The 24,417-nt window shown below is 71.2% G+C and carries 18 protein-coding genes; 14 read left to right on the top strand and 4 right to left on the bottom strand.

All coding sequences use genetic code 11. The features are described 5' to 3' along the window. Positions 1-11 precede the first annotated feature (11 nt). Positions 12-4,682 (top strand): tetratricopeptide repeat protein, encoded by a 4,671-nt coding sequence (locus ACZ7OY_RS35240; RefSeq protein ID WP_472249617.1) that lies wholly within the window; start codon positions 12-14, stop codon positions 4,680-4,682. A gap of 102 nt (positions 4,683-4,784) precedes the next feature. Continuing rightward, the gene (locus ACZ7OY_RS35235) at positions 4,785-8,591 is read left to right on the top strand and encodes a CHAT domain-containing tetratricopeptide repeat protein (protein WP_472249616.1); all 3,807 of its coding nucleotides are present in this window, start codon (positions 4,785-4,787) and stop codon (positions 8,589-8,591) included. Between the two features lie 64 nt (positions 8,592-8,655). On the opposite strand, the gene ACZ7OY_RS35230 is transcribed toward ACZ7OY_RS35235, so the two are convergent. Beyond that, positions 8,656-9,504, bottom strand: a complete 849-nt coding sequence (locus ACZ7OY_RS35230) for an alpha/beta hydrolase (RefSeq protein WP_472249615.1) — start codon at positions 9,502-9,504, stop codon at positions 8,656-8,658. Between the two features lie 266 nt (positions 9,505-9,770). Beyond that, a complete protein-coding gene (locus ACZ7OY_RS35225; RefSeq protein WP_472249614.1) occupies positions 9,771-10,598 on the bottom strand; it encodes an alpha/beta fold hydrolase in 828 nt (275 codons plus the stop codon). Between the two features lie 375 nt (positions 10,599-10,973). Here ACZ7OY_RS35225 and mdlC point away from each other — a divergent pair, with 375 nt between their 5' ends. From mdlC to ACZ7OY_RS35210, 3 genes are all read left to right on the top strand, one after another. After that, on the top strand, positions 10,974-12,545 hold the full coding sequence (gene mdlC / locus ACZ7OY_RS35220; RefSeq protein WP_472249613.1) for a benzoylformate decarboxylase: 1,572 nt from the start codon (positions 10,974-10,976) through the stop codon (positions 12,543-12,545). A 56-nt stretch (positions 12,546-12,601) separates the two neighbouring features. Continuing rightward, on the top strand, positions 12,602-13,069 hold the full coding sequence (locus ACZ7OY_RS35215; RefSeq protein ID WP_472249612.1) for a nuclear transport factor 2 family protein: 468 nt from the start codon (positions 12,602-12,604) through the stop codon (positions 13,067-13,069). Between the two features lie 214 nt (positions 13,070-13,283). Continuing rightward, the gene (locus ACZ7OY_RS35210; protein WP_384720669.1) at positions 13,284-13,892 is read left to right on the top strand and encodes a TetR/AcrR family transcriptional regulator; all 609 of its coding nucleotides are present in this window, start codon (positions 13,284-13,286) and stop codon (positions 13,890-13,892) included. Positions 13,893-13,956: 64 nt separating this feature from the next. Here ACZ7OY_RS35210 and ACZ7OY_RS35205 read toward each other — a convergent pair whose 3' ends face one another. Continuing rightward, complete coding sequence (locus tag ACZ7OY_RS35205; RefSeq protein WP_472249611.1) at positions 13,957-14,721, bottom strand: SDR family NAD(P)-dependent oxidoreductase; 765 nt, start codon at positions 14,719-14,721, stop codon at positions 13,957-13,959. 162 nt (positions 14,722-14,883) lie between these two features. Next, positions 14,884-15,315 carry a carboxymuconolactone decarboxylase family protein gene (locus ACZ7OY_RS35200; RefSeq protein ID WP_472249610.1) on the bottom strand — a complete coding sequence of 144 codons (432 nt, stop codon included), beginning with the start codon at positions 15,313-15,315 and terminating at the stop codon, positions 14,884-14,886. A gap of 225 nt (positions 15,316-15,540) precedes the next feature. On the opposite strand from ACZ7OY_RS35200, the gene ACZ7OY_RS35195 reads away from it, so the two are divergent. From ACZ7OY_RS35195 to ACZ7OY_RS35155, 9 genes are all read left to right on the top strand, one after another. Further along, on the top strand, positions 15,541-16,086 hold the full coding sequence (locus ACZ7OY_RS35195; protein ID WP_472249609.1) for a TetR/AcrR family transcriptional regulator: 546 nt from the start codon (positions 15,541-15,543) through the stop codon (positions 16,084-16,086). A gap of 138 nt (positions 16,087-16,224) precedes the next feature. Next, a complete protein-coding gene (locus tag ACZ7OY_RS35190; RefSeq protein ID WP_472249608.1) occupies positions 16,225-16,758 on the top strand; it encodes a universal stress protein in 534 nt (177 codons plus the stop codon). A gap of 247 nt (positions 16,759-17,005) precedes the next feature. Next, entirely contained in the window at positions 17,006-17,413 is a 408-nt protein-coding gene (locus ACZ7OY_RS35185; RefSeq protein WP_472249607.1) for an SAV_915 family protein, read from the top strand. Positions 17,414-17,430: 17 nt separating this feature from the next. Continuing rightward, the gene (lysA, locus tag ACZ7OY_RS35180) at positions 17,431-18,834 is read left to right on the top strand and encodes a diaminopimelate decarboxylase (RefSeq protein ID WP_472249606.1); all 1,404 of its coding nucleotides are present in this window, start codon (positions 17,431-17,433) and stop codon (positions 18,832-18,834) included. A gap of 138 nt (positions 18,835-18,972) precedes the next feature. Then, positions 18,973-19,062, top strand: coding sequence for a K(+)-transporting ATPase subunit F (gene kdpF / locus ACZ7OY_RS35175; RefSeq protein WP_472249605.1), 90 nt, complete (start codon positions 18,973-18,975; stop codon positions 19,060-19,062). Then, the gene (gene kdpB / locus ACZ7OY_RS35170; RefSeq protein ID WP_472249604.1) at positions 19,062-21,230 is read left to right on the top strand and encodes a potassium-transporting ATPase subunit KdpB; all 2,169 of its coding nucleotides are present in this window, start codon (positions 19,062-19,064) and stop codon (positions 21,228-21,230) included. Before kdpF ends, kdpB begins: the two co-directional genes overlap by 1 nt. A 2-nt stretch (positions 21,231-21,232) precedes the next feature. Next, the gene (locus tag ACZ7OY_RS35165) at positions 21,233-22,093 is read left to right on the top strand and encodes a potassium-transporting ATPase subunit C (protein WP_472249603.1); all 861 of its coding nucleotides are present in this window, start codon (positions 21,233-21,235) and stop codon (positions 22,091-22,093) included. Between the two features lie 2 nt (positions 22,094-22,095). After that, positions 22,096-23,745 carry a potassium-transporting ATPase subunit KdpA gene (kdpA, locus tag ACZ7OY_RS35160; RefSeq protein ID WP_472249602.1) on the top strand — a complete coding sequence of 550 codons (1,650 nt, stop codon included), beginning with the start codon at positions 22,096-22,098 and terminating at the stop codon, positions 23,743-23,745. Between the two features lie 199 nt (positions 23,746-23,944). Continuing rightward, positions 23,945-24,310 carry a S26 family signal peptidase gene (locus tag ACZ7OY_RS35155; RefSeq protein WP_472249601.1) on the top strand — a complete coding sequence of 122 codons (366 nt, stop codon included), beginning with the start codon at positions 23,945-23,947 and terminating at the stop codon, positions 24,308-24,310. The last annotated feature ends 107 nt before the right edge of the window (positions 24,311-24,417 follow it).

The following is a 24,417-nucleotide window of genomic DNA, read 5'->3' as shown; positions in this document are numbered from 1 at the left end:
GGGGTGTCGGGGTGGAGCGATCGCGGCTTGTCGGGGTGACGGGGCCGGGCGGTCCGGGGTCGGGCTACGCGCTGGGCGGGCGGTTGGTGCTGACCTCCGCGCACGTCGTCACTGTTCCGCAGCAGGAGCGCGTGGCGCCGATCGCGCGGCAGGTCCAGGTCTTCCACCCCGGCGGGGACCGCGCTCTGGACGGGGCGGTCGTGTGGTGCGGCACGTCGGGCGGCCGGGACGACGCCGCGCTCGTCCTGGTCGACGACAGCCCCGGGTGGAACGCGCCCGTCGCACCGGTGCGTTGGGGCCGTCTGGTCACCGACCGGCCCGGTGCCGAGTGCGAGACCTGGGGCGTCCCCGATCTCGCCCAGCACAAGAGCCGGGCGGTGGAAACCGCGCAACTGCACGGCCGGCTCAACCCGGGCAGCGGGATCACCCACAACCAGTATGTGATGGACCTCCTCCAGCATCCGCCGCAGTGGTCGGCGCCCGGCACCTCGCCATGGGGCGGGCTGTCGGGCGCGGCGGTCTGCTGCGACCGCCTGCTCGTGGGCGTGGTGGCCTCCGACCGGGCCCACTCCGGCCACGGACAGCTCAACACCGTCCCCGCCTACGTCCTGCATCACGACGCGGCCTTCCGCGCCGCCCTCGCCACGCACGGCGCCTCGCCATCCGCTCTGGACGCGGTCGAGTTGCAGCACCTCGCCGACCCGGCCACCGGCCCCCGAGGCACCGGGCCGGTGCGCTCACCGGCCGCGCTCCTGCCCGCCGCACGGCAGACCGTCCCCTTCCACGGCCGTCGGCAACTGCTGGAAGAACTCACGACCTGGTGCGCCCGGAGCGGGTTCGGAGCGTGGCTCCTGCACGGGCCCGGCGGGCAGGGCAAGACCCGCCTTGCCCATCACCTCGCCTCGCTGCTCACCGCCGATCGGTGGGTCGTGCTGTGGCCACGTCCTGACGCCACGGCCGATCAGCTGCGGCAAGTACGGGACGTCTCCAAGCCGTTGCTGGTCGTCCTCGACTACGCCGAAACGCGCGCCGAGCAGTTGGCCGCCCTGGTCGAGGCCGCCGCCGACCACCCCGGCACAGCTCCGTTCAAGGTGCTGCTGCTGGCTCGTACCGACGGCGACTGGTGGCGCCAGGCCGCTTCCGCCGGGAGCCTTGCCCAGGACTATCTGGACGCCGCCCCCACCCGCCTGCTGGCGCCCCTGGAGAGCGACCCCGACGCCCGGCCCCGCGCCTACCGTGCAGCCGTCGGCGCGCTGGCGTCAGCACTGGGCCAGGTCAAGGGCCTGGCCAGCCACGACTGGCCCACCATTGCCGGCAACCTTCCCCTGCCGGTGCGACTGCACGAGGAGGTCTACGGCAATGCCCTCACCCTTCACATGACCGCTCTCGCCGACCTTCTCGACACCACCACAGCCGGGCGCATCGACTCGGCCGCGGCCGGGCCCGGCTCGAGCCGCGCCGTGGGCGACACAGCCCGCGAAGACGCGGAGGACGTGGAGGACCGCCTGCTCGGACACGAGCGCCGCTACTGGTACCAGAGTGCCGCCGCCCGCGGCCTCAGCCCGGGCCTGTCCACCGCCACGCTGGAGACAGCCCTGGCCGCCGCCCACCTGGCCGGCGCTGCCGACCGCGACCAGGCCGACGCGCTGTGGGGGCGACTGCCGGCCTTGGCCGACCAGCCTCGCGACCGGCGCGACACCGTCACCGCCTGGATCGCCGCCCTGTACCCGGCCATCGCCCCGCTGCCCTGGGGCACCCTCCAGCCGGACCGCCTCGCCGAACGCCACGTCGGCCGCTGCCTGGACGCCGACCCCGCGCTCGCCGACCACCTCCTCGACGGCGCCGACGACACCCAGACAACCCAGCTCCTGACCGTCTACAGCCGCGCCGCCGCCCACCCCGTCTTCAACCACCGCATGGACGACCGGCTCACCGCCCTGTGCACCCGTCGCTCCCAGCAGCTCGCCGCGGCCGTCGTCGACACCGCCACCCGCACCGACCACCCCGCCCCTCTCACCGCCGCGCTCGACACGATCACCGCCGACCCCGCCGCTACCCTGGGCGACCTCGCCACCCTCTACGACCTCCTCCCGGATTCCAGCCAGCGCCTCGCTCGCACCGCGCTACGCCTCGCTGACACCCTCACCGGTCACTACCGCACGCTTGCCCGGACGGATCCCGACGCCCACCTGCCCCCTCTCGCCGGATGTCTCAACAACCTGTCCGCCCGGTTGGGCGCGGTGGGGCGTCGGGAGGAGGCCCTGGCCGCGATCCAGGAAGCCGTCGGCCACTACCGCGCACTCGCTCAGACGAATCCCGACGCCCACCTCCACCACCTCGCTATGTGCTTGAACACCCTGTCCGCCAGCCTGGGCGCGGTGGGGCGGCACGACGAAGGCCTGGCCGCAATCCGGGAAGCCGTCGGCCACTACCGCGCACTCGCCCAGGCACATCCCGACGACCACCTCCAGCACCTGGCCGCATCTCTGAACACCTTGGCCGCCAGCCTGGGTGCGGTGGGGCGGCGCGAGGAGGCCCTGGCCGCGATCCGGGAAGCCGTCGCTCACTACCGCGCACTCGCCCAGGCGGATCCTGACGAACACCTCCACCATCTCGCCATGTCCCTGAACAATCTGTCCGCCAGCCTGGGTGCGGTGGGGCGGCGCGAGGAGGGCCTGGCCGCGATCCGGGAAGCCGTCGGCCACTACCGCGCACTCGCCCAGACGAACCCGGACGCCCACCTGCCCAACTTCGCCGCGTCCCTGAACACGCTGTCCGCCCAGTTGGGTGAGACGGGGCGGCAGGAGGAGGCACTGCCCGCGTGCCGGGAAGCCGTCGGCCACTACCGCGCACTCGTCCAGACGAATCCCGACGCCCACCTGCACCACCTGGCCATGTGCTTGAACACGTTGTCCGCCAGCCTGGGCGCGGTGGGGCAGCCCGACGAAGGCCTGGCCGCAATCCGGGAAGCCGTCGGCCACTACCGCGCACTCGTCCAGACGAACCCGGACGCCCACCTCCACAACTTCGCCATGTCCCTCAACAACCTGTCCGCCAGCCTGGGCGCGGTGGGACAGCACGACGAAGGCCTGACCGCGATCCGGGAAGCCGTCGGCCACTACCGCGCACTCGCCCAGGCGAATCCCGACGCCCACCTGCCCAACCTGGCCATGTCCCTCAACGTCCTGTCCGCCAGCCTGGGCGCGGTGGGGCAGCCCGACGAAGGCCTGACCGTGAGCCGGGAAGCCGTCGGGCACTATCGCGCACTCGCCCAGGCGAATCCCGACGCCCACCTGCACAACCTCGCCGCCTCCCTGAACACCCTGTCCGCCAGCCTGGGCGCGGTAGGGCAACGGGAAGAAGGCCTGGCCGCGATCCGGGAAGCCGTCGGGCACTACCGCGCACTCGCCGAGGCGAATCCGGACGCGCACCTGCACAACCTCACCGTGTCCCTGAACACCTTGGCCGCCCGCTTGGGTGCGGTGGGGCAGCGGGAGGAGGCCCTCGCCGCGAGCCGGGAAGCTGTCAGCCACGACCGCGCACTCGCCCAGACGAATCCCGACGCCCACCTGCCCCACCTCGCTGGTTCCCTGAACAACCTGGCCACCAGCCTGGGCGCGGTGGGACAGCACGACGAAGGCCTGACCGTGAGCCGGGAAGCCGTCGGCCACTACCGCGCACTCGCCCAGACGAATCCCGACGCCCACCTGCCCCACCTGGCCATGTCCCTCAATGTCCTGTCCGCCAGCCTGGGTGTGGTGGGGCGGCGGGAGGAGGCCCTGGCCGTGGGACGGGAAGCCGTCGGCCACTACCGCGCACTCGCCCAGACGAATCCCGACGCCCACCTGCCCAGCCTCGCCGGTTCCCTGAACAACCTGTCCGCCCGGCTGGGCGCGGTGGGGCAGCGTCAGGAAGGCCTGGCCGTGAGCCGCGAGGCAACCGGTCACTACCGCACCCTCGCGCAGGCGAATCCGGACGCCCACCTGCCCAGCCTCGCCGCGTCCCTCAACATCCTGTCCGCCAGCCTGGGCATGGTGGGGCAGGGCAAGGAGGGCCTGGCCGCGGGCCGGGAAGCCGTCGGCCACTACCGCGCACTCGCCCAGACGAATCCCGACGCCCACCTGCCCAGCCTCGCCATGTCCTTGAACACCTTGTCCACCAGCCTGGGCGCGGTGGGGCAGCGTCAGGAAGGTCTGGCCGCGAGCCGGGAAGCCGTCGGCCACTACCGCGCACTCGCCCAGACGAACCCGGACGCCCACCTGCCCCACCTCGCCGCGTCCCTCAACACCCTCTCCACCCGGTTGAGTGAACTGGGGCGGCCGAAGGAGGCCCTGGCCGCGAGCCGCGAGGCATCCAGCCGCTACCGCGCCCTCGCAGAGGCGAATCCGGACACCCACCTGCCCCACCTCGCCGCGTCCCTCAACACCCTCTCCACCCGGTTGAGTGAACTGGGGCGGCGGAAGGAAGCTCTGGCCGCGAGCCGCGAGACCGTCGGTCACTACCGCACACTCGCCCGGGAAAATCCGGACGCCCACGTGTCCAACCTCGCCGCGTCCCTCAACACCCTGTCCACCCGGTTGGGTGAGCTGGGGCAGCGGAAGGAGGCTCTCGCCGCGCGCCGGGAAGCGACCGCCTGTGCGTCCCGGATGTATCTGGGTTCGGGCGCAACTCCTGCTGAGTGAGCGACTCGGACCGGCCGGACCGTCCAACGGTGCCTCCTCCATCCCTCCCCTCCCCAACAGGCCCGTTTCGATGCCGTGTTGTTCCGTGCGATGCTCGACCGCATGGAGCTGCCGAAGTCCTGGACGCGCTGGGCTCGGACGGGCGGGGAACGGGCGGGGCGGCACGTCCTCGATCCCGCACTCGACCGGGAGATCGCCGACCTGGTGGGCGAACTCGCGGCGGACGACGTCGAGGCCCGGACCAGGGCGGGTTGGTTCTACTGGGACCGGTACGAGGCAGCGCCTCGGGACGCCGGCGGCGCCGACCTCGAAGCCGCCGCCGCAGTGCTGCGGCCGCTGTTCCATGAGAACCCGCGGCGGCTCCCCGGCCCCGTACGCCGCTTCTTCGAGCAAGTGCCGGCAGCGGCGTCCGACACCCCCGGCACCACACATGACAACGCCATGGCACTCCTGACGATCGCGGAGCGCACACACAGCCGGCTCCTGCTCGACCGCTGCGTTCGCATGCTGGAGGAGGCGGCCGAGGGAACCTCCCCCGACGATGCCGATCTGCCGATGCTGCTTTCCAACCTGGGCAAGGCCCTGTACGGCCGGTATGGCGAACAGGACCTCTTGGACGACCTCCTGCGCTCCGTCCGACTGGCCCGGCAGGCGCTCGATCTCACCCCTGGGGACGCGCCGCAGCTGCCGGCCAGATGGTCCGTCCTGGGTATCGCACTGGCCGAGAACTACCGGCGCAGCGGCGACACAGCCGTCCTGAAGGAAGCCGTCGGCGCGGCCCGTACGGCGGTGGACCTGTCGCGTGGCCATCCCCAGCGGGTCACGATCCTGATGAATGCGACCTCGGCCCTGATCGCCTCGTACGAGGCCACCGGTCGACCGGGCGAGCTGGACCGGGCGGTGCAGGTGGCGGAGGAGGCGGTGGAGCTCGATTCCGCAGCCGGCCACGAGGACCCCCGCCGGCTGACCAACCTGGCCCTGGCGCTGCGCCACCGCTTCGAGCTCTCCGACGAGATGCCGGACATCGACCGGGCGGTCGATCTGGCGCGGCGTGCCGCGGATTTCGGGCAGAGCCCGGACCGGCTCGGCAATCTCGGCAGCATCCTCTCGAGCCGGTACGCGCGTGGCGGGCGACGGCAGGACCTCGCGGATGCGGTGGAAGCCGGGCGGGCAGCGGTGGCGCTGAGCCAGAACGGGCATCACGGCAGCAGCCTGCGGCTGGCGCAGCTCAGCCTCTCGCTGCGGCAGCTCGCGGAACTCGACGCCTCCACCGGCCTGCTCGACGAGGCTGTGCGCCACGCCGAGCAGGCCGTCGCCGTGGTACCCGACGGACACCAGGAGCAACCATTGCGCCAGGTGGCCCTCGGTACCGCCCTGCAGGCACGGCACGCCCGGCTGGGTGGACTCGCGGACCTCGAGCGGGCCGTCGCACTGCTCCGCGATGCCTACGCACGGATGCCGGACACCGCTGTGCACCGGGCCACCTGCGCCACGAATCTCAGTGGGGCCCTGCTGAGGCGGTTCGAGGCCACCGGGCACCCCCTCGACCTCGAGGACGCCGTCGCTCTCGGCCGGGCCGCCGTGGACGCCACCCCTGCCGGCAGTCCGGAGCGTTCCGGGAGGCTGTCCAACCTCGGGATCGCGCTCACGGAACTGTTCGACCAGGCGGGCCGCCGCGAGGACCTGACGGCGGCAGCCACGGCGATCAGGTCCGCGGTGGCCGAGATCGGCGACGACCATCCGGAGCGTGCGATCTATCTGGCCAATCTCTCGGGCGCGCTCAGCAGTGTGGCTCGGCGGAGCCGGCGGCGGACGGACGTCGAGGAGGCCCTCGCCGTCGCGCGTTCCGCGGTCGCCGCAGCAGGGTCGGCCGATGCCACCGCCATGGCCAATCTCGGTGCCGTCCTGCTGACGCGCTACTCCTTCACCGCCGGCCCGACCGACCTGGACGATGCCGTCGTCGCCGCGCGCCACGCGGTGCAGGCCGAGCCCGAAAGCTCCCCCTCTCACACGCTGTTCCTGGCCAACCTTGCCGGACTCCTGCTGCACCGCTGGACCGCGGCCCCGGCCGCGTCGCGTGCGGCGGATCTCGAGGAGGCGCTCGACGCGGCCCGTCGTTCGCTGGCCGACAGCGACGAGGGGCTTCCCGATCGGACCCGGCGTCTGATCCACGTCGGTATCGCGCTGCACCGCTCGGCCAGGCGGCCCGGGGCGCCGCCGGACGACCACCGGCTCGGCGAGGCCCTCGACATCCTGCAGGAGGCGGCCAGGACGCCGACCGCGACGCCCCGCATCCGTATCCGGGCCGCCGCCGAGTGGGCCGATGCCGCGGTCAGCGCGCAGCGGATGGACGTGGCACACGAGGCGCTGTCCCTTGCGGTGGGCCTGCTGGGCCGCCTGACCACGCGCCGCCTGGATCGCGCCGACCAGGAACACGAGCTGGCGGACCTGTACGGGCTTGCGGCCGACGCGGCCGCCTGCGCGTTGCGGGCCGCCGGCCCGGAAGCAGCCCTCGTCCTGGTGGAACAAGGACGTGGGGTGCTCCTGCAGCAGATGTTGGACACCCGGGTGGATCTCACGGATCTCCAGGCGCGGGAACCCGAACTGGCCTCGCGTTTCGAGCAGTTGTGCGCCGCGCTGGACGCCGGACCGGACGTGCCGGGGACGGTGCCGCTGACGCTCGGCCCGGACCGGCTGCCGGCCCGTTCCACGGGACGGCAGGCGCTGGCGGCGGAACTGGAGGAGTTGATCGAACGGATCCGCGCCGTCCCGGAGTTCGCGCGTTTCCTGCTTCCACCGGACGTCTCCCGGCTTTCCGAAGCTGCCTCCGGCGGTCCGGTCGTGGTCGTCAACGTCAGCCGATACGGCTCCGACGCGCTGATCCTCACGGGCACGGGCGTCGAGCAGGTGGCGCTGCCGGCAGTCGACGTGGACACGGTGTACGAGCACACCGTGGAGTTCGTCAGAGCGCTGGAGGACATCCGGGAGCCCGGCCGAGCCCGTGCTCGAGGTGAGTGCGAGGTGGTCCTCCACGACACGCTGGCCTGGCTGTGGAACGCCGTCGCCGAACCCGTCCTCGATCACCTGGCCATCGGGCCGACGGCATCCCCGCCCCGCCTGTGGTGGTGCCCGACCGGGGTGCTGTCGCTGCTTCCGCTGCACGCGGCGGGCCGCCACCGCGACGGCGGCGCGGCTGCTGCCCGGACAGTGCCGGCGCTGGTCGTCTCGTCCTACACCACAACCGTCAGAGCCCTGCTGCACACCAGGCAGCGGCGTCGGCGCACGGACCGGCGGCGCACCTCCCGCACGGCACCGCGGGGGCTCGCCGTCGTCATGCCTCGCACGCCCGGCGAGCGGGACCTGCCCGGGGCGGTCGAGGAGGCGGCGCTCTTCAGTCGCGCGCTGGGCGGCCGCGTGACCACACTCGTGGGGCAACAGGCCGTGCGCAGCGAGGTGCTGGGCGCGGTGCCACGGCACGCGTGGGCCCACTTCGCCTGCCACGCCTACAGCGATCTGGACGATCCGGCACAGAGCCGGCTGCTGGTGCACGACCATCGCGGCTCGCCCCTGACCGTGGCGGACCTGTACCGCATGCGACTGGTGGAAGCCGAACTGGCATTCCTGTCGGCATGTTCGACCGCGCGGGTCGCACCGGGACTCGCGGACGAGGCCGCCCACTTGCTGTCCGGCTTCCAGCTCGCGGGTTACGACCATGTGATCGGCACGCTGTGGCCGGTTCCCGACCGGTCCTCGCTGCGCGTCGCCGACCGCCTCTACCAGGCGCTCGGGGAGGGCGGATTCGAGGCGGACGGCTGCGCTGCGGCGCTGCACGACGCCGTGGCGCGGTTGGCGCGGGGTTGGCCCGACCATCCGTCGATGTGGGCGGCGTACGTCCACACCGGCCCCTGACGCACGGGCCGCGCCGCCCGTGCGTCACAACGGGCGGCCGGACTCCGGGATCCGTGCGGCTGCCTCAGCTCACGGACGAGATGGCGGACTGGATCACCTTGGTCACCGCCGCGGGGTCCGACACCAGTGTCAGGTGTGAACCGCCTTTGTAGAGCGTCACCTTGGAGCCCGCCCGGTGTGCCATCTCCTGTTCCGAGGCAGCAGTGATGATCTGGTCGCCGCTGCTGATGAAGTACCAGGAGGGGATCGACTTCCACGTCGCGTACTTGGACGGGGTGTTGAGGGCCACCGTCGTCGCGGCACGCTGCGTGGCCCACAGGCCGACCGCCTGGTCACGAGGAAGATTGTTCGCGAACTTGGAGACGAAGACGTTCTCCTTCAGGTACAGCGCGGATGCGTTGGGCGGTGCGTTCGGGTACGGCACGGCGTCGTACAGATCGGCCGGCGACCCCTTGGTCAGAGCCGACGTCGGGCCGCTGAGCTGCGCCGTGGTCTCCCCGACCGCCGGTGCGGCGGCGTCGACGTAGACGAGCGCCTTCACGTTGCCGACTCCCTGGGAGGCATTGGTGATCACCGAACCGCCGTAGGAGTGGCCCACGAGAACGATGGGACCCTTGATGGTGTTGAGGAACTTGTTGACCGTCTGCGCGTCGGTCGTCAGGTCCTGGAGCGGGTTGCCGATGGCGCGCACCGAGTAGCCCGCGTGGCGCAGCAGGCTTACCTCGCCGGCCCAGCTCGATGTGTCCGCCCATGCCCCGTGCACGAGGACGACCGTGGGTTTCGCCTGGCTGCCGGCCGCTCGATCGACGTGCGCGACACCGCTCGGCGGGGCCGCGCCGACCATGGTGGTCGCGGCGATCGAGGCCGCCGCCAGAGCCAGCGGGAGATCCCGTCGCCGTGGAAAGCGGGCCATCGCAGGCCTCCTTGTTCCAGGATCACCGCAAGGGCGCTCCTGACGGATGAGGACGGCCAGGCAGAGCGGCTCGCGCGGGAAGCCCGCCGCGGCCACCGACACGTCCCTGGCCACCACACGACGGTAGCCTCACACCGCCCCGTCAGCATCCGGGAGGCGCACGGCCAGGCCCGCAGCACTGGATCAGGCCGCTGCGCCCCATGGCTGTGAGCAATTCCCCTGTCCGGCTGCGGCATCCCGGACCTGTACCGCCCCATCGGTGCTGTTCAGCTGCGGGCGAATTCGAGGAGGTCCTTGTTGAAGATCTCGGCGAACTTGGGGACCATCGCGAGCCCGTGCGGGGCGCCGGGGTAGACCTTGTAGATGCAGTCCTTGACGAGCTTGGAGGACTTGTCGCCCGCGGCGATCTTGGGGACGATCTGGTCGTCGTCGCCGTGCACGATCAGGGTGGGCACGTCGATCTTCTTGAGGTCCTCGGTGGTGTCCGTCTCGGAGAACGCCTTGACGCAGTCGTAGGCGCCCTTGATCCCGACGGTCATGCTCCAGAGCCAGAATTCGTCACGGGTGCCCTGGGTGACGGTCGAGTCGTCGCGGTTGGCGCCGTAGAAGGACGCGCTCAGCTCCCGGTAGAACTGGGAGCGGTCCTTCTCCACGCCCTCGCGGATCTGATCGAAGACCTCGATCGGCTGACCCTCGGGGTTGGCGTCCGTCTTGAGCATCAGCGGGGGGATCGCGCCGACCAGGACGGCCTTGGCGACGCGGCCGGTGCCGTGCCGTCCCATGTAGCGGGTGACCTCGCCGCCGCCGGTGGAGTGGCCGACCAGGATGACGTCGTGGAGGTCCTCGGCCTCGATGACCGCGGCCAGGTCGTCGGCGTAGGTGTCGAGGTCGTTGCCGGCCCAGGGCTGGTCGGAGCGGCCGCCGCCGCGCCGGTCGTGGGCGATGGCGCGGAACCCGTTGTCGGCCATCACCTTCATCTGCGCGTCCCAGGCGTCGGCGGTGAGCGGCCAGCCGTGGGAGAACACGACGGGCTGCCCCGACCCCCAGTCCTTGTAGAAGATCCGGGTGCCGTCCTTGGCGGTGGCGAAGGGCATGACTGTGTTCCTTTCGAAACTGGTCCAGAGCTCCACGGGTCTCTCGGGTTCATCGCCCGAGACGGATTGCTCAGCGCCGCGAGTCGGCTTCGGACCTGCAGACAGGACATCGAGGGAGCGGTCAGCGACTAAGGGTGACCGGGTGAACACGTTGTCGCCCACACTCTAATCGCGGGGGCACCGCTTCAGCGCGTCGAGGATTGCCGGCCGACAGGCGCAGCAATCGGGACGGTCCCTGGAGGTCGCGGCCGCCGGGGACGGGCGCGGATGTTCCCGCCGGGCCTACGGCATGAGGCAATTTGCCGGGTCTGTGCACCGATCGTAGGGTCGGAGAGTCGGAGAATCGACCCGGTCACGCTTCACGAAGGGCTAGCTTTGGCCACTGTCAGCGACGCCTTCTACGGAATTCTTCGCCACCACGGAGTGAAGGCGGTGTTCGGGAATCCGGGGTCGAACGAACTCTCCTTCCTCACCGGGCTTCCGGACGACATCCCTTACTACTTGGTGCTGCAGGAAGGCGCCGCGATCGCCATCGCCGACGGCTTCGCCCAGGCGTCGGACAGCATCGGATTCCTCAACCTGCACGCCGCCTCCGGCACAGGCAACGCCATGGGTTGCCTGACCAACACGGCGGACTGCCACACGCCGTTGGTCGTCATGGCCGGCCAGCAGGCGCGGCGTTACGTCCCGGTCGGCGCCATGCTGACCAACGTCGACCCGGTCAAGCTCGCCGACCCGTTGGTGAAATGGTCGGGAGAGCCGCTGCGTCCGCAGGACGGGCCCGCCCTGGTGTCCAAGGGCCTGATGCTCGCCGGCTCCGCACCCCGCGGGGTGGTCTACCTTTCCGTCCCGCTGGACGACTGGACGGAGCCCGCCGAGGAGAGCGCGCTGACGCACCTGCTCGAACGCAGCGTGGACGGCGCCCCGGTGGTCCCGCACAGGGCACTCGACGCCCTGGTCCAGGCCCTGGACGGCGCATCCGCGCCCGCCCTGGTGCTCGGGCCGGGCGCGGACACCGAGGAAGGGTTCCAGGCCGCGATCACGCTGGCCGAACGCGCCCGCCTGCCCGTCTGGATCGCACCCAGCCCACCCCGCTCGCCCTTCCCGACACGGCACCGCTGCTACCAGGGCCAACTCCCGTCCGCCGCGGGCGCCGTCGCGGACGTACTGGCACCGTACGACGTGGTGATCTGTATCGGGGCGCCCGTGTTCCGCTACCACGCACCGAGCACGGACGACTTCCTGCGCCCGGGCGTCAGCGTGTACGCGGTCACCGACGACCCGGACGAGGCGGCCCGCGCGCCCTTCGGGCACATCTCGGTCGGCGACCCGACCGACGCCCTGGCCCGGATCGCCGCGGCGGCGGCCCCGAGCAGGCGCCCCTGGCCCGCGGAGCGCACGATCGCCCGAGCGGACACCAGCGGACCGCACTTCACCACCGAGGCCATCCTCGACGCGGTCGAGGCCGGCAAGAGCGACGACACCGTCATCGCCCTGGAGTGGACCTCGTCGGACCTGGTACGCGACCGGCTGACCATCACCCGCGCCAAGTCGCTGTTCTACTGCGCCGCGGGCGGTCTCGGCTGGGGCCTGCCAACTGCGATCGGACTGCGGCTGGGCAACCCGGACCGTCCCGTCGTCGCGCTGATCGGGGACGGCGCGATGCAGTACACGCCCGCCGCCCTGTGGACCGCGGCACGCCACCGCGTGGCCGTGACGTTCGTCGTGTGCGTCAACACCAAGTACCGTGCGCTGCAGGAGTTCTCGGAGATCCTGCACGTCCCCGAGGGTGAGTACCTCGACATCTCCGGCCTCAACGTGCTGGACATCGCCCGCGGTTACGGCGTGGAGACGCACCGGGCCGAATCCCTGGACGACCTCACCGAGTACATCCGCAAGGGCACATCGGCCACCGGCCCACGCCTGGTGGAGATCCGCCAGCGTTGACGGACACCGAACCCGACCGCACGCGCAGCCCACCCCCTCCTCGCATCGGAGTCAGCATGGCCGCCACGCCCCCACTGCCCCCCTTCACCCATGAGAGTGCCGTGGAGAAGGTTCGCGGCGCCGAGAACGGCTGGAACTCCCGCGACCCGCAGAAGGTGTCGCTCGTCTACACGCCGGACAGCGTGTGGCGCAACCGTGCCGAGTTCCTCCAGGGCCGCGAGGAGATCGTCGCCTTCCTGACCCGCAAGTGGCAGCGCGAGCTGGACTATCGCCTGATCAAGGAGCTGTGGGCGTTCGAGGGCAACCGCATCGCCGTGCGGTTCGCCTACGAGTGCCACGACGACTCCGGAAACTGGTACCGGTCCTACGGGAACGAGAACTGGGAGTTCGACGAAGACGGCCTGATGCGGCGACGCATCGCCAGCATCAACGACCTGCGCATCGACGAGTCCGAACGCAAGTTCCACTGGCCACTGGGCCCACGCCCCGACGACCACCCAGGCCTGTCCGACCTCGGCCTGTGAACTTCCCTTGCCCTGACGCCAGCCGAGCTGCCCCGGGCCCCTTCGATCGACCTCGTGCCGGCCGTGGCTGACCTCGCTCCACGCGTGAGCGTGAGGCGCTTCGGCGGCGGCCGGGGACTTCCGCGCGCCTGGCCGTTCGCCTCGCAGCGGCCGGGCGGGCTCCCCGCGGGCCCCTACGATGGACCGGCTGGTCCATTCCCAGGAGGTGCGGAACGTGCGTGGTGAGCTGACGGCCAAGGGGAAGGCCACGCGGGGCCGGATCGTCGAGGGGGCCGCGGCGGTCCTGCGGGAGAAGGGCGTCGCGTCGGCCACCCTGGACGACATCATGGTGCGCACCCGCAGCAGCAAGAGCCAGCTCTTCCACTACTTCCCGGCGGGCAAGGACGAACTCCTCGTCGCGGTGGCCCGGTTCGAGGCGGACCAGGTCCTGGAGGACCAGCAGCCCTACCTGGGCCGCCTCGACTCGTGGCAGGCCTGGAGCGAGTGGCGGGACGTGGTCGTCAAGCGCTACGAGGACCAGGGCGACCAGTGTCCGCTCGGGTCGCTGTTCCTCCAGATCGGCCGCTCGACCCCCGGGACACGGGCGATCGTGGTCGAGCTGATGCGGCGCTGGCAGGAGAGCCTCGCGGCGGGCATCAGAGCGCTCCAGGCGGCCGGCAGCCTGCCCGCCGACCTCGATGTCGACCGGCGGGCCGCGTCACTGCTGGCCGCGATCCAGGGAGGCGTGTCGATCCTGTTGTCGACGGGATCGTCCACCCACCTGCGCGCCGCTCTCGATCAGGGGATCGACGACCTGAAGCAGGCAGCCCGCACCACACAGTGACCCGAACGCCCTGCGCCTCCCGGAGTTCTCCGCGCGGCTGCCGCGCCGCAAGACGCACCGGGGGTCAGGCGGCCACGACCGCGACCGTGGTGCGGCCGCCGTCGACGTCGAGCACGATGCCGTGCACGAACGCGGACTCGTCGGACGCCAGGTACACGGCGGCGTTCGCGATCTCCTCGGGGCTGCCCATCCGCTGCGCCGGGGTGCCCTTCATCATGACCTCGGCGGGGTGCTCCTCTCCGGGGACCGCCGTCAGCACCACCCCCGGGGAGATGGCGTTCACGCGGACACCCTGCGGCCCGAACTCCGCGGCCCATGCCCGGGTCAGCGTCTCCATGGCTCCCTTCGTGGAGCTGTAGAGCGCTCCGACCGGGATGCCGAGGCGCGCGATCCAGGAACCCAGGTTGATGATCGACCCGTGGCCGGCCTCCACCATGGCGGGGGCGACGGCCGCCGTCAGGAAGAACGGGGCCTTGACGTTCACCGCGTAGACCTGGTCGAAGGTCTTCTCGTCGGTCGTCGTCGTGGAGTCGGCGGGATAGATGCCGGCGTTGTTCACCAGGATGTCGATCCGGTCCCCGAGGACGCCGGTCGCCTCCTCGGCCAGAGCCTGCGAGGCCGCGGCGCTGCCGTCCAGGTCGGCCTGCACGAAATCGGCCCGTCCGCCGCGCGCCCGAATCCCGTCGACGACCTCCCTGCCCCGTTCGGCGCTCCGGCCGGAGACGGCCACGTGCGCCCCCTGGGCGGCGAAGGCTTCGGCGATCGCCCGCCCGATGTTGCTGGTCGCTCCGGTCACCAGGGCGGTCCTGCCCTCAAGACGCATCGACATGATCCACTCCGTTGCATTCGTTCTTCACCGTGGACCCGGGCGGCTGAAGGCGGCAGTGCCTCCGGCCGGCCGGGACCCTGACACACAGGGCATGTGCGTCAACGTACGAGCGAAAAAATGGACCAGCAAGTCCAGAACATCGGGCGGGCCGACCCGGGAATCTCAGGCGCCGGCCGTTGCTCCAGGCTCCTGGTCCCGCGCGGCCTCGGCGAACACCTGCAAAGCGATCTGATACCCCTCGAAGGCACGCGCGGCTCCCGCGTACGCGGCGATCTGGATGAACACCTCGGCGATCTCCTCGGGCGTGGCACCGTTGTTCAGTGCGATGCGGAGCTGTCCGCGCAGGGGTTCCAGGGTGCCGAGGACAGCGGCGATCGTGACGGAGACCAGGGCGCGCGTGCGGGTGTCGAGGATCTCGCTCCGGGGCCAGGCGGCGCCGAAGGTCTGCACGGTGGCGAGCCGCTTGAAGTCCGCACCGTTGGCGGGCTCACCGGCAGCGGGTTCGAGGAACGTCTCCAGCGGGATGCCGAGCAATCGTTGCGCGTGGCCGAGCGCCTCGGCGTAGCGGTCGTCTTCCAGAGCGGGGGTGGCCATGGTTGCTTCCTTCCAAGGGGAGATCGGTCGTCGACGGAGACCGGTCGTTCACTGCCGAGCGACGGAACGACCGTCTCCGCGTCCGGGTCCTGCGACGGGAGAACAACTCGAAAGTAGCTCTTATTTCAAGAAGCGCAACACCAGTGTTGCAGTTTTATGATGTAGCGCATCCATCACGGAACTCTTAATGAAACAAGTGCAACAGTCCGATAGGATTCCGCTCTCATGAGAGCCGATGCCGCCCGCAACCTGAGCACCCTCCTGCGCACCGGGGCACACCTCCTCGCGGAGGACCCGAGTACGTCGATGGCGGCCATCGCCGCAGCCGCAGGGGTGGACCGGACCACCGTCCATCGCCGCTTCGCGAGCCGAGAGGCACTGCTGCGCGCGGTCTTCCACGCCAAGCTCGACGCGTCCGAACGCGTCCTGGACGAGGCCCGCCTCACCGAAGCCCCGGTTCCCGTGGCCCTGCACCGCTACCTGGAGGGGATCATTCCCGTCAGCCGGGAGTGGCCCGTCGACACGCGGCGGATGATGCAGCAGGACCCCGAGGCGCGCGAGCGCCGCGACGCGCTCAGCGAGCGGCTGAACACGTTCCTGCGGCGCGCCGCCGCCGAGGGCCATCTGCGCGCCGACGTCGACGCGGACTGGACCCGCGCGGCCCTCGGCCGGCTCGTCGACACCGTCGCCCACGACTTCCCCTCCATGGACGCCCCGCAGGCGGCGGACCTCGTCGCGGACACCTTCCTGCACGGACTCGGCGCACGATGACGTGAACGGCGTCAACGACGCGTCATGAACCGGTCCGTCGATGTCAGGCGTACGCCAACAGGGCAGTCCGCCGGCCTCTCCCGGCGCTTCGATGAAACCCGAATGTCCGGGACGGCGTGGACCGAGGAGTGAAGGACGATGGACGACAGCGGGCGACGGCGCGTGGTGGTCGGAGTGAGCGGTTCGCTCGGGAGCCTGACAGCTCTGCACCGGGCGGTGGGGGAGGCCCGCCGAACCGGTGGCGAGTTGCTGGCCGTGCTGGCCTGGGAACCGCCGGGCGGCGAGGTCGCACACGGGCGGTCCATGTTCTCGCCCCCGCCGGCCGACCTGCGGCGGGATGCGGCCGAACGACTGCTCGCCGCTCTCGGCACGGCCTTCGGCGACGCGGGACCCGCCGTACCGTTCCAGGGCCTGATCGTACGGGGCGCGGCAGGGCGTGCGCTGGTCGAAACCGCCGACCGGGCCGACGACCTCTTGGTGATAGGCGCGGGATCCCGGGGCGCGATGCGCGTCCTGTTCCCGTCGGCCGCCCGATACTGCCTCGCCCACGCCACCTGCCCGGTGCTGGCGGTACCGCCCTCTCCCCTGCAGAACGAACTCGTCTCCCTGCGCCGCCGCATCAGCCTGCGGCTGTCGCTCGACGCCCGGGAAGCGGCGGACGACAGATCCTGAGCGGCCGGGGCGCGTCGGCGGTCGAGGCCGCTGACCAGGTGTCCCCGCAGCCGCGCCGACCAGGTGCCCCCGCGGCTGTCAGCAGCGCGTTCCCCGCAGCCGTCAGCAGCGCGTTATAGGTACCGGCCCGCGCGTCAAGCATCCGTCAGTGAGGGGGCCCGGCCCTGGTGGGGCGGGCATAGCTTCGTCTCAGCGCCCGGCCGATCCGACCGGGCGGCGCACGTCGCCTTCTTCGAGGAGCAGCACCATGTCTGCAGTCGAGTACGCCGAGGACCCCGAGCCTTCCGAACGGTTCCCGGCCGGACCTCTCTTCGTCCCTGTCCGGTCGGGGCCAGCGGGCTGTACGGCCCGGTTCTTCCGCACTCCCCTGGGCGGCCGTACGGCCGTCGGCTTCACCTCGGCGGCAAAGCTCACCGCCACGCTGGGCGCCGAGCAGGCCTGCATCAGGCTCTCCGGACCCGCGCTGCGCGCGCTCGCCGCGCCCCTGGGTGTCACGGTCCTCACCGTCGACCCGCAGTTCTCCGCCCCCGCGGCCGACCGCACCACGGCCACCGTCCGTGAGCGGCAGAACTCCTGGCACCGCTGGCATCCCGAGAGCGCCGGCGCCCTGCGGGTGACCGACACCTCCGTCGCCGCGTCCCCGAACTCCCGCTGAACGGCCGAGGAGACACCATGTCCATCCAGGACGCCCCCCTCCGCGACCAGCCCCTCCGGGACCAGCCCCTTCGGGAACTGCCCAGCCCTGTGGGCACCGTGGCGCATGCCGACACCAGGGACGCCGACGGCCTGTCCGTCTGGCCCCGCTCCACCCGCACCGAACCGCACGGCGACGTCTCCGTCGGCGGGGTCTGCCTCGCCGAGGCCGCCGACCGCTTCGGCACCCCCGTATACGTCCTCGACGAGCAGGAGGTCCGTGAACGCTGCCGCTCGTACCGCATGGCGTTCCCCGAGGCCGACGTCGTCTACGCGGCAAAGGCGTTCCTGTCCCGGGCCATGGCGCACTGGGTTCAGGAGGAGGGCCTGGGCCTCGACGTCTGCTCCGCCGGGGAACTCGCGCTCGCCGTCACCGCCGGCTTCCCGCCGGAGAAGATCCTGCTGCACGGCAACGCCAAGAGCCCCGAGGACCTCCTCACGGCCTTCCGGCTCGGTGTCGGACGCATCGTCGTGGACAGCACCTCGGAGATCGCCCGGCTGGCGGCCATCACACCCGCCGGCAGCCGCCAGAAGGTCCTGGTGCGGGTGGTTCCCGGCATCGCCGCGGGCGGGCATGTCAAGGTGCGCACCGGCACCGACGACCAGAAGTTCGGGCTGTCCATCACGGACGGGTCCGCGCAGCACGCCGTCACCCGGATACTCGGCCAGCCGCACCTGGAACTCGTGGGCCTGCACTGCCACATCGGCTCGCAGATCGCCTCCGTGAAACCGTACGTCGCCACCGTGCGCCGCATGGTCGGGCTGCTGGCCCGGATCCGCGACCAGCACGGGATCACCCTGCCTCAGCTGGACATCGGCGGCGGTCACGCCATCGCCTACCGCCCCGGCGAGGAGAGCCTGAGCATCGGTGTCCTCGCCGGCCGGGTCCGCGCCGAGCTCGAGGACGGCTGCGCTCGCGCCGGGCTGCCCGTCCCCCGGCTCACCCTCGAACCCGGTCGCGCGATCGTCGGCCCCGCCGGCGTCGCCGTCTACCGGGTCCTCGCCGTCAAACGCACCGGGGAGCACACCTTCGTCGCCGTCGACGGCGGCATGAGCGACAACCCGAGGCCCGCCCTGTACGGGGTGCGCTACGCACCCCGGCTGATCGGCCGTACCTCCAGCGCCGCGCCCCGCCTCGTCACGGTCGTGGGCCGTCACTGCGAGGCCGGTGACGTCCTCGCGGACGAGGTGGCTCTCCCCGGGGACGTACGCCCCGGAGATCTCCTGGCCGTCCCCGCGGCCGGTGCCTATCACCTGTCCATGGCGTCCGGTTACAACCTCGTCGGCCGGCCGCCGGTCGTCGCGGTCCGCGACGGCAGCGCCCGTGTCCTGGTACGCCGCGAGTCGCTGGACGACATGAGCCGCCGCGACATCGGGCTCTGATCCTCCGCGTCCCTCCGCCGCCCTCCGTCTCCTGGCCTCCGTCGGGACTTCCGCCCCGGCGGAGGCAGCACGGCGCGCACGCCCGAAAGCTCACGCGCATCCCCACTCCAGCCACTCATTCAAGAGAACGAAATCTCGATGACCGTCGAAAACAGCATCGGCCTGATCGTGGCCGTCTCCCTCCTCGCCTACCTGATCGTCGCCCTGATCAAGCCGGAGAAGTTCTGATGACCGCCCCCGTCCGGACCCTGCCCGCGCCCGTGCCGGACTCCCCTCCCCCCGTGACCCGGCAGCCGCCGCGCCGGGTCGGCGCCGGGATGCTCGATCCGGCGCAGCTGTGGCGCGCGCTCCCGCAGGCGTTCACGAAACTGAATCCGGTGACCCTGTTCCGGAACCCGGTCATGTTCGTGACCGAGGTCGGTGCCGCGCTGACCACGGGCATCGCGGTGTGCCACCCCACTCTCTTCGGCTGGCTGATCACCGGCTGGCTGTGGCTCACCGTGATCTTCGCCAACCTCGCCGAGGCCGTGGCGGAGAGCCGTGGCAAGGCGCAGGCCGACTCACTGCGCAGAACGCGACAGCAGACCACCGCGTGGCGGCTCGCCCACTGGGCGCCCGGCGTCGCGGACGACGCGTACGTCGAGGAACCCGTCGCCGCCGGCGAGCTCCGGCGCGGCGACATCGTGTCCGTGACGGCCGGGGAACTGATCCCCGGTGACGGCGACGTCATCGAGGGCGCCGCGAGTGTGGACGAGTCGGCGATCACCGGTGAGTCGGCGCCGGTCATCCGCGAGTCGGGCGGCGACCGCAGCGCGGTCACCGGTGGCACCCGGGTGCTCTCCGACCGGCTCGTCGTGCGCATCACGCAGGAGCCCGGGGAGAGCTTCCTGGACCGGATGATCGCCCTGGTGGAGGGCGCCAACCGGCAGAAGACCCCCAACGAGCTGGCCCTCAACCTCCTTCTGGTCATGCTGACCTTCGTCTTCCTGGTCGCGGTCGTCACCCTCCAGCCGATGGCGATCTTCTCCAAGGACGTGATGGCCGCCGCGCACGACACCGCGGCGCTCGACGCGAACGGCGTGACCGCCATCGTGCTGGTCTCGCTCCTGGTCTGTCTGATCCCGACGACGATCGGCGCGCTGCTCTCGGCGATCGGCATCGCGGGCATGGACCGGCTGGTGCAGAGGAACGTTCTGGCCATGTCCGGACGGGCCGTCGAGGCCGCCGGCGACGTCAACACCCTGCTGCTCGACAAGACGGGCACGATCACCTTCGGCAACCGGCGGGCGAGCGCTTTCCTGCCGGTCGGAGCCGTCTCCGTGGAACGGCTGGCGAGGGCGGCGCTGCTGTCGAGCCTGGCCGACGAGACACCTGAGGGCCGTTCCGTCGTCGAATTCGCCTACGACAAGCACGAGTTGACCGAGCGAGTCGCCGACGGCGCCGAGTGGGTGCCGTTCACCGCCGCCACCCGCATGTCCGGAGTCGACCTGCCCCGCGGGCAGCGACTGCGCAAGGGCGCGGCGGCATCCGTCGCGGCCTGGGTGTGCGAGCAGGGCGGCAAGGTTGCGCCCGCACTGGAGGCGACCGTCCGGCAGGTCTCCGCGTCCGGCGGTACGCCGCTGGTCGTGGCGGAGTCCACGAGCGACGGCGGGGCCGAGGTCCTCGGCGTCATCCACCTCAAGGACGTCGTCAAGCCCGGCCTGCGCGAGCGCTTCGACGCACTGCGCCGGATGGGCATCCGCACAGTGATGGTCACCGGCGACAACCCGGTGACGGCCGGGGCGATCGCCCAGGAGGCCGGTGTCGACGACTTCCTGGCCGAGGCCACCCCCGAGGACAAGCTGGAGCTGATCAAGCGGGAGCAGGCCGGCGGTCACCTCATCGCGATGACCGGCGACGGGACGAACGACGCCCCGGCGCTCGCCCAGGCGGACGTCGGCGTCGCGATGAACACGGGCACGTCGGCCGCCAAGGAGGCCGGCAACATGGTCGACCTCGACTCCGACCCGACGAAGATCATCGAAATCGTCGAGATCGGCAAACAGCTCCTCATCACCCGCGGGGCGTTGACGACCTTCTCGATCGCCAACGACATCGCCAAGTATTTCGCGATCCTGCCCGCCGTGTTCGCCGCCGTGTATCCGGGGCTCGACCGCCTCAACATCATGGACCTGCACTCGCCGCTGTCCGCGATCCTCTCCGCCGTCGTCTTCAACGCGGTGATCATCGTGGCACTGATCCCGCTCGCCCTGCGCGGCGTGCGCTACCGGCCGTCCTCCGCCTCCGCCCTGCTCACCCGCAACCTGTGGATCTACGGGCTCGGCGGCGTCGTCGCGCCCTTCCTCGCCATCAAGTTCATCGACTTCGCACTCGTGCAGTTCATCCCGGGAATCTGACCATGACACGCATCCCGCACTGGCTCGCCCAGCACCTCGCGGCACTACGGGTGGTCCTCGTGCTGACCCTGGTGACCGGCCTCGCCTATCCGCTGGCCATGACGGCCTTTGCCCAGGTCCCCGGGCTCAACGGCACATCCCGGGTGACCGGCGCCGACGGCAGTGACGCCGGCTCCGCCCTGATCGGCCAGTCCTTCACCGACGCCAAGGGCAACCCGCTCGAGCGGTACTTCCAGTCCCGGCCCTCCAACGCCGGCACGGGCTACGACGCCACCGCGTCCGGAGCCGGGAACCAGGGCCCCGAGTCGGTCGTCGACAGCAAGGACAAGCCGAGTCTGCTCACCCAGGTGTGCGGGCGCAGCAAGGCCGTCGGCGAGCTCGAAGGCGTCGACGGCTCCCGCCCGTTCTGCACGCCGGACGGCGTGGGCGCGGTTCTCGGCGTCTTCTACGACGGCGGCACGAGCGGCAGGGTCGACCGGGCCGTCAGCCTCAACCAGGAGTGCCCGGCGAGGCCGTTCCTCGCCACGTACAAGGGAGTTCGCGTCACCTGTGCCGAACCCGGCGCCGACTACAGCCGCGCCGTGACCGTCCCCGTACGCGGCGACGCGCCGGCCGACCCGGTCGTGCCCGCCGATGCCGTGACCGCGAGCGGCAGCGGACTCGACCCCGACATCAGCCCGGCGTACGCGAGGCTCCAGGCACCCCGGGTCGCGCGCGAGCGCGGCACGAGCACAGCCGACGTACGCAAACTCATCGCGCAGTACACCACCGGCCGCACGCTCGGCGTTCTCGGCGAGCCCGGTGTCGATGTCGTGGAGCTGAACATCGCACTCGACCGCGCCTATCCTCAGCAGGGAGCCTGATCATGGCGGCCTGGATCCAGGCATCACTCGTCCTCGCCGTGGTGGTGGGGCTGCATGTCCCGCTCGGTGACTACATGGCCCGAGCCCTCGACGGCGGGACGCACTGGCGTGGGGAGAAGACCCTCTACCGCGTGTGCGGGATCGACCCGGACAAGGAACAGACCTGGCGGCACTACCTCACCGCCCTCCTCGCCTTCTCCGTCGCGAGCATCGCGGCACTCTTCGCCGTCTTCACCCTCCAGGGAAAACTGCCGTGGTCGACGGGCCACGAGGGCATGCCGTGGCGGCTCGCACTGCACACCGCCGTCTCCTTCACCACCAACACGAGCTGGCAGAACTACGCCGGTGAGTCGGCCACCGGGCACCTCGCGGTCATGGCGGGTCTGGGCGTCCAGGCGTTCGCCTCGGCGGCGGTCGGCATCTGCGTCGCACTGGCCCTCGTACGGGGTCTGATCAGGCGCAGCACCGACGACCTCGGCAACTTCTGGGTCGACCTCCTGCGTACGACCGTCCGCGTGCTGCTGCCGATGGCGGTCGTCGGCGGTCTGATCCTGATGGCGGGCGGGGTGATCCAGAGCCTCGGCGCCGGTCACACCGTCACCACGGTCGCGGGCGCCCGGCAGACGATCCTCGACGGACCGGTCGGATCCTGGGAGCCGGTCAAGCTGTTCTCGGGTGACGGCGGCGGCGTCTTCAACGCCAACAGCGCCCATCCCTTCGAGAATCCGAGCGCCTGGACCAATGCCTTCGAGATCGTGCTGATGCTGCTGATCCCGACGGCCTGCATCCGCATGTTCGGCAGGCTGATCGGCAGCCTGAAGCAGAGCTGGACCCTCCTGACGGTCGTCGGCATCCTCTTCGGCCTGCTCCTGGCGGCCGCGACGCTGGCCCAGTCCGCGCACACCGGCACGGTCACCCAGGCGGTCGGGGGCCAGTACGAGGGCACGGAGACCCGATTCGGCATCCCCGGCTCGACACTGTTCGGCGTGGCGGCCACGGGCTCGGCCGACGGCGCGGCCAACGCCTCGTACGACAGCTTCTCCAGTCTCGGCGGCGGGGTACTGCTGTCCGCCATGATGCTCGGCGAGATCGCGCCCGGCGGCACCGGCAGCGGACTGTACGGCCTGATCGTGGTGGTCCTGGTGGCCGTCTTCATCGGGGGTCTGATGGTCGGCCGCACGCCCGAGTACCTGCGCAAGCGGATCGGGTTCGGTGAGATGCGCTGGGTCGTGGTGTACGCCCTCATCCCGCCCACCGTCATCCTGGCGTGCACGGGCGTCGCGCTCGCCGCGGGCGACGGGCAGACCTCGATGGGCAACCCGGGGGCGCACGGCCTGACGGAGCTGATCTATGCCTACACCAGCAACACCAACAGCAACGGCAGCGCGATGGCGGGCTTCAACGGGGCCACCGATTTCCACAACCTTCTGATGGTGGTCGCGATGCTGGCCGGGCGCTATCTCCCGATGGTCGCCGTGCTGGCCCTGGCCGGGCGGCTGGCCAAGCAGCAGCCGGGCGTCGTCACGGTCGGCACACTGCGCGCCCAGGGCGTCAACTTCGTCGTGCTGGCCACGGCCGCGGCCGTCATCCTGGCGCTGCTGAACTTCCTGCCGGCACTGTCCCTCGGCACCATCGCCGACGGACTTTTGTAACCCCGTACCGGCTGAGCCCCCCCAGGCCGCTCACAGGCTCAGCCGGTACGGCACCACACACCCGACGATGCCGGCAAAGGGTCCTCGGACCCCGTCCGGCGAGGCGTCGGTTCCTCCACTACCGCATCAGGCAACGTTCGCCCTGTTGGCGGGGCGAAAATCGGTGGGACGACTCAGCCGAATCCGCCACGATTACCGGATGGGCGCATTGGACGCAGTGGCAGCCAGGGTTGCGGGTGGGGACACTGTCGAGTTCCGGCCGAGCGGCTCTTCGATGGTCCCGTTGATACGCAGCCGGCAGCTGGTGGCTGTGGCTCCGGTCGACCCGTCGAAGCTGGCGGTCGGGGACGTCGTCCTTGCTCGTGTCGCCGGCACCGTGTACTTGCATCTGGTGTCGTCTCTCGATCCGGCGAGGAAGCGCGTGCAGATCAGCAACAATCGGGGCCACGTCAACGGCTGGACCAGCCACGACCGCGTCTTCGGAATCTGTGTGGCAGTCGACGGGGTCTCCCGGGCCGGCGCCGCGGACAAGGTTCTGACAGCCGAGCCCGACGACCGGCCCTGAACAGCAAGAAGAAAGCGAACACGGCTCGCCTTCCTCACCCTGGGATGCGCTCATCTGCCGACGACGCCTGTCACAGCCGACCCGGGCCCTCGCCCTCCCGCAGTAGG

It is taken from the genome of Streptomyces sp. NPDC107559 (assembly GCF_055657365.1).
Note: the sequence above shows the minus strand (reverse complement) of the source record. Positions and strands in the feature narration are given on the sequence as shown.

Coding starts and splice junctions, on each gene's coding strand:
- ACZ7OY_RS35235 (WP_472249616.1), top strand. CDS start 4,785: ATGGAGCTGCCGAAGTCCTGGACGCGCTGGGCTCGGACGGGCGGGGAA.
- ACZ7OY_RS35230 (WP_472249615.1), bottom strand. CDS start 9,504: ATGGCCCGCTTTCCACGGCGACGGGATCTCCCGCTGGCTCTGGCGGCG.
- ACZ7OY_RS35225 (WP_472249614.1), bottom strand. CDS start 10,598: ATGCCCTTCGCCACCGCCAAGGACGGCACCCGGATCTTCTACAAGGAC.
- ACZ7OY_RS35215 (WP_472249612.1), top strand. CDS start 12,602: ATGGCCGCCACGCCCCCACTGCCCCCCTTCACCCATGAGAGTGCCGTG.
- ACZ7OY_RS35205 (WP_472249611.1), bottom strand. CDS start 14,721: ATGTCGATGCGTCTTGAGGGCAGGACCGCCCTGGTGACCGGAGCGACC.
- ACZ7OY_RS35200 (WP_472249610.1), bottom strand. CDS start 15,315: ATGGCCACCCCCGCTCTGGAAGACGACCGCTACGCCGAGGCGCTCGGC.
- ACZ7OY_RS35195 (WP_472249609.1), top strand. CDS start 15,541: ATGAGAGCCGATGCCGCCCGCAACCTGAGCACCCTCCTGCGCACCGGG.
- ACZ7OY_RS35190 (WP_472249608.1), top strand. CDS start 16,225: ATGGACGACAGCGGGCGACGGCGCGTGGTGGTCGGAGTGAGCGGTTCG.
- ACZ7OY_RS35185 (WP_472249607.1), top strand. CDS start 17,006: ATGTCTGCAGTCGAGTACGCCGAGGACCCCGAGCCTTCCGAACGGTTC.
- lysA (WP_472249606.1), top strand. CDS start 17,431: ATGTCCATCCAGGACGCCCCCCTCCGCGACCAGCCCCTCCGGGACCAG.
- kdpF (WP_472249605.1), top strand. CDS start 18,973: ATGACCGTCGAAAACAGCATCGGCCTGATCGTGGCCGTCTCCCTCCTC.
- kdpB (WP_472249604.1), top strand. CDS start 19,062: ATGACCGCCCCCGTCCGGACCCTGCCCGCGCCCGTGCCGGACTCCCCT.
- ACZ7OY_RS35165 (WP_472249603.1), top strand. CDS start 21,233: ATGACACGCATCCCGCACTGGCTCGCCCAGCACCTCGCGGCACTACGG.
- kdpA (WP_472249602.1), top strand. CDS start 22,096: ATGGCGGCCTGGATCCAGGCATCACTCGTCCTCGCCGTGGTGGTGGGG.
- ACZ7OY_RS35155 (WP_472249601.1), top strand. CDS start 23,945: ATGGGCGCATTGGACGCAGTGGCAGCCAGGGTTGCGGGTGGGGACACT.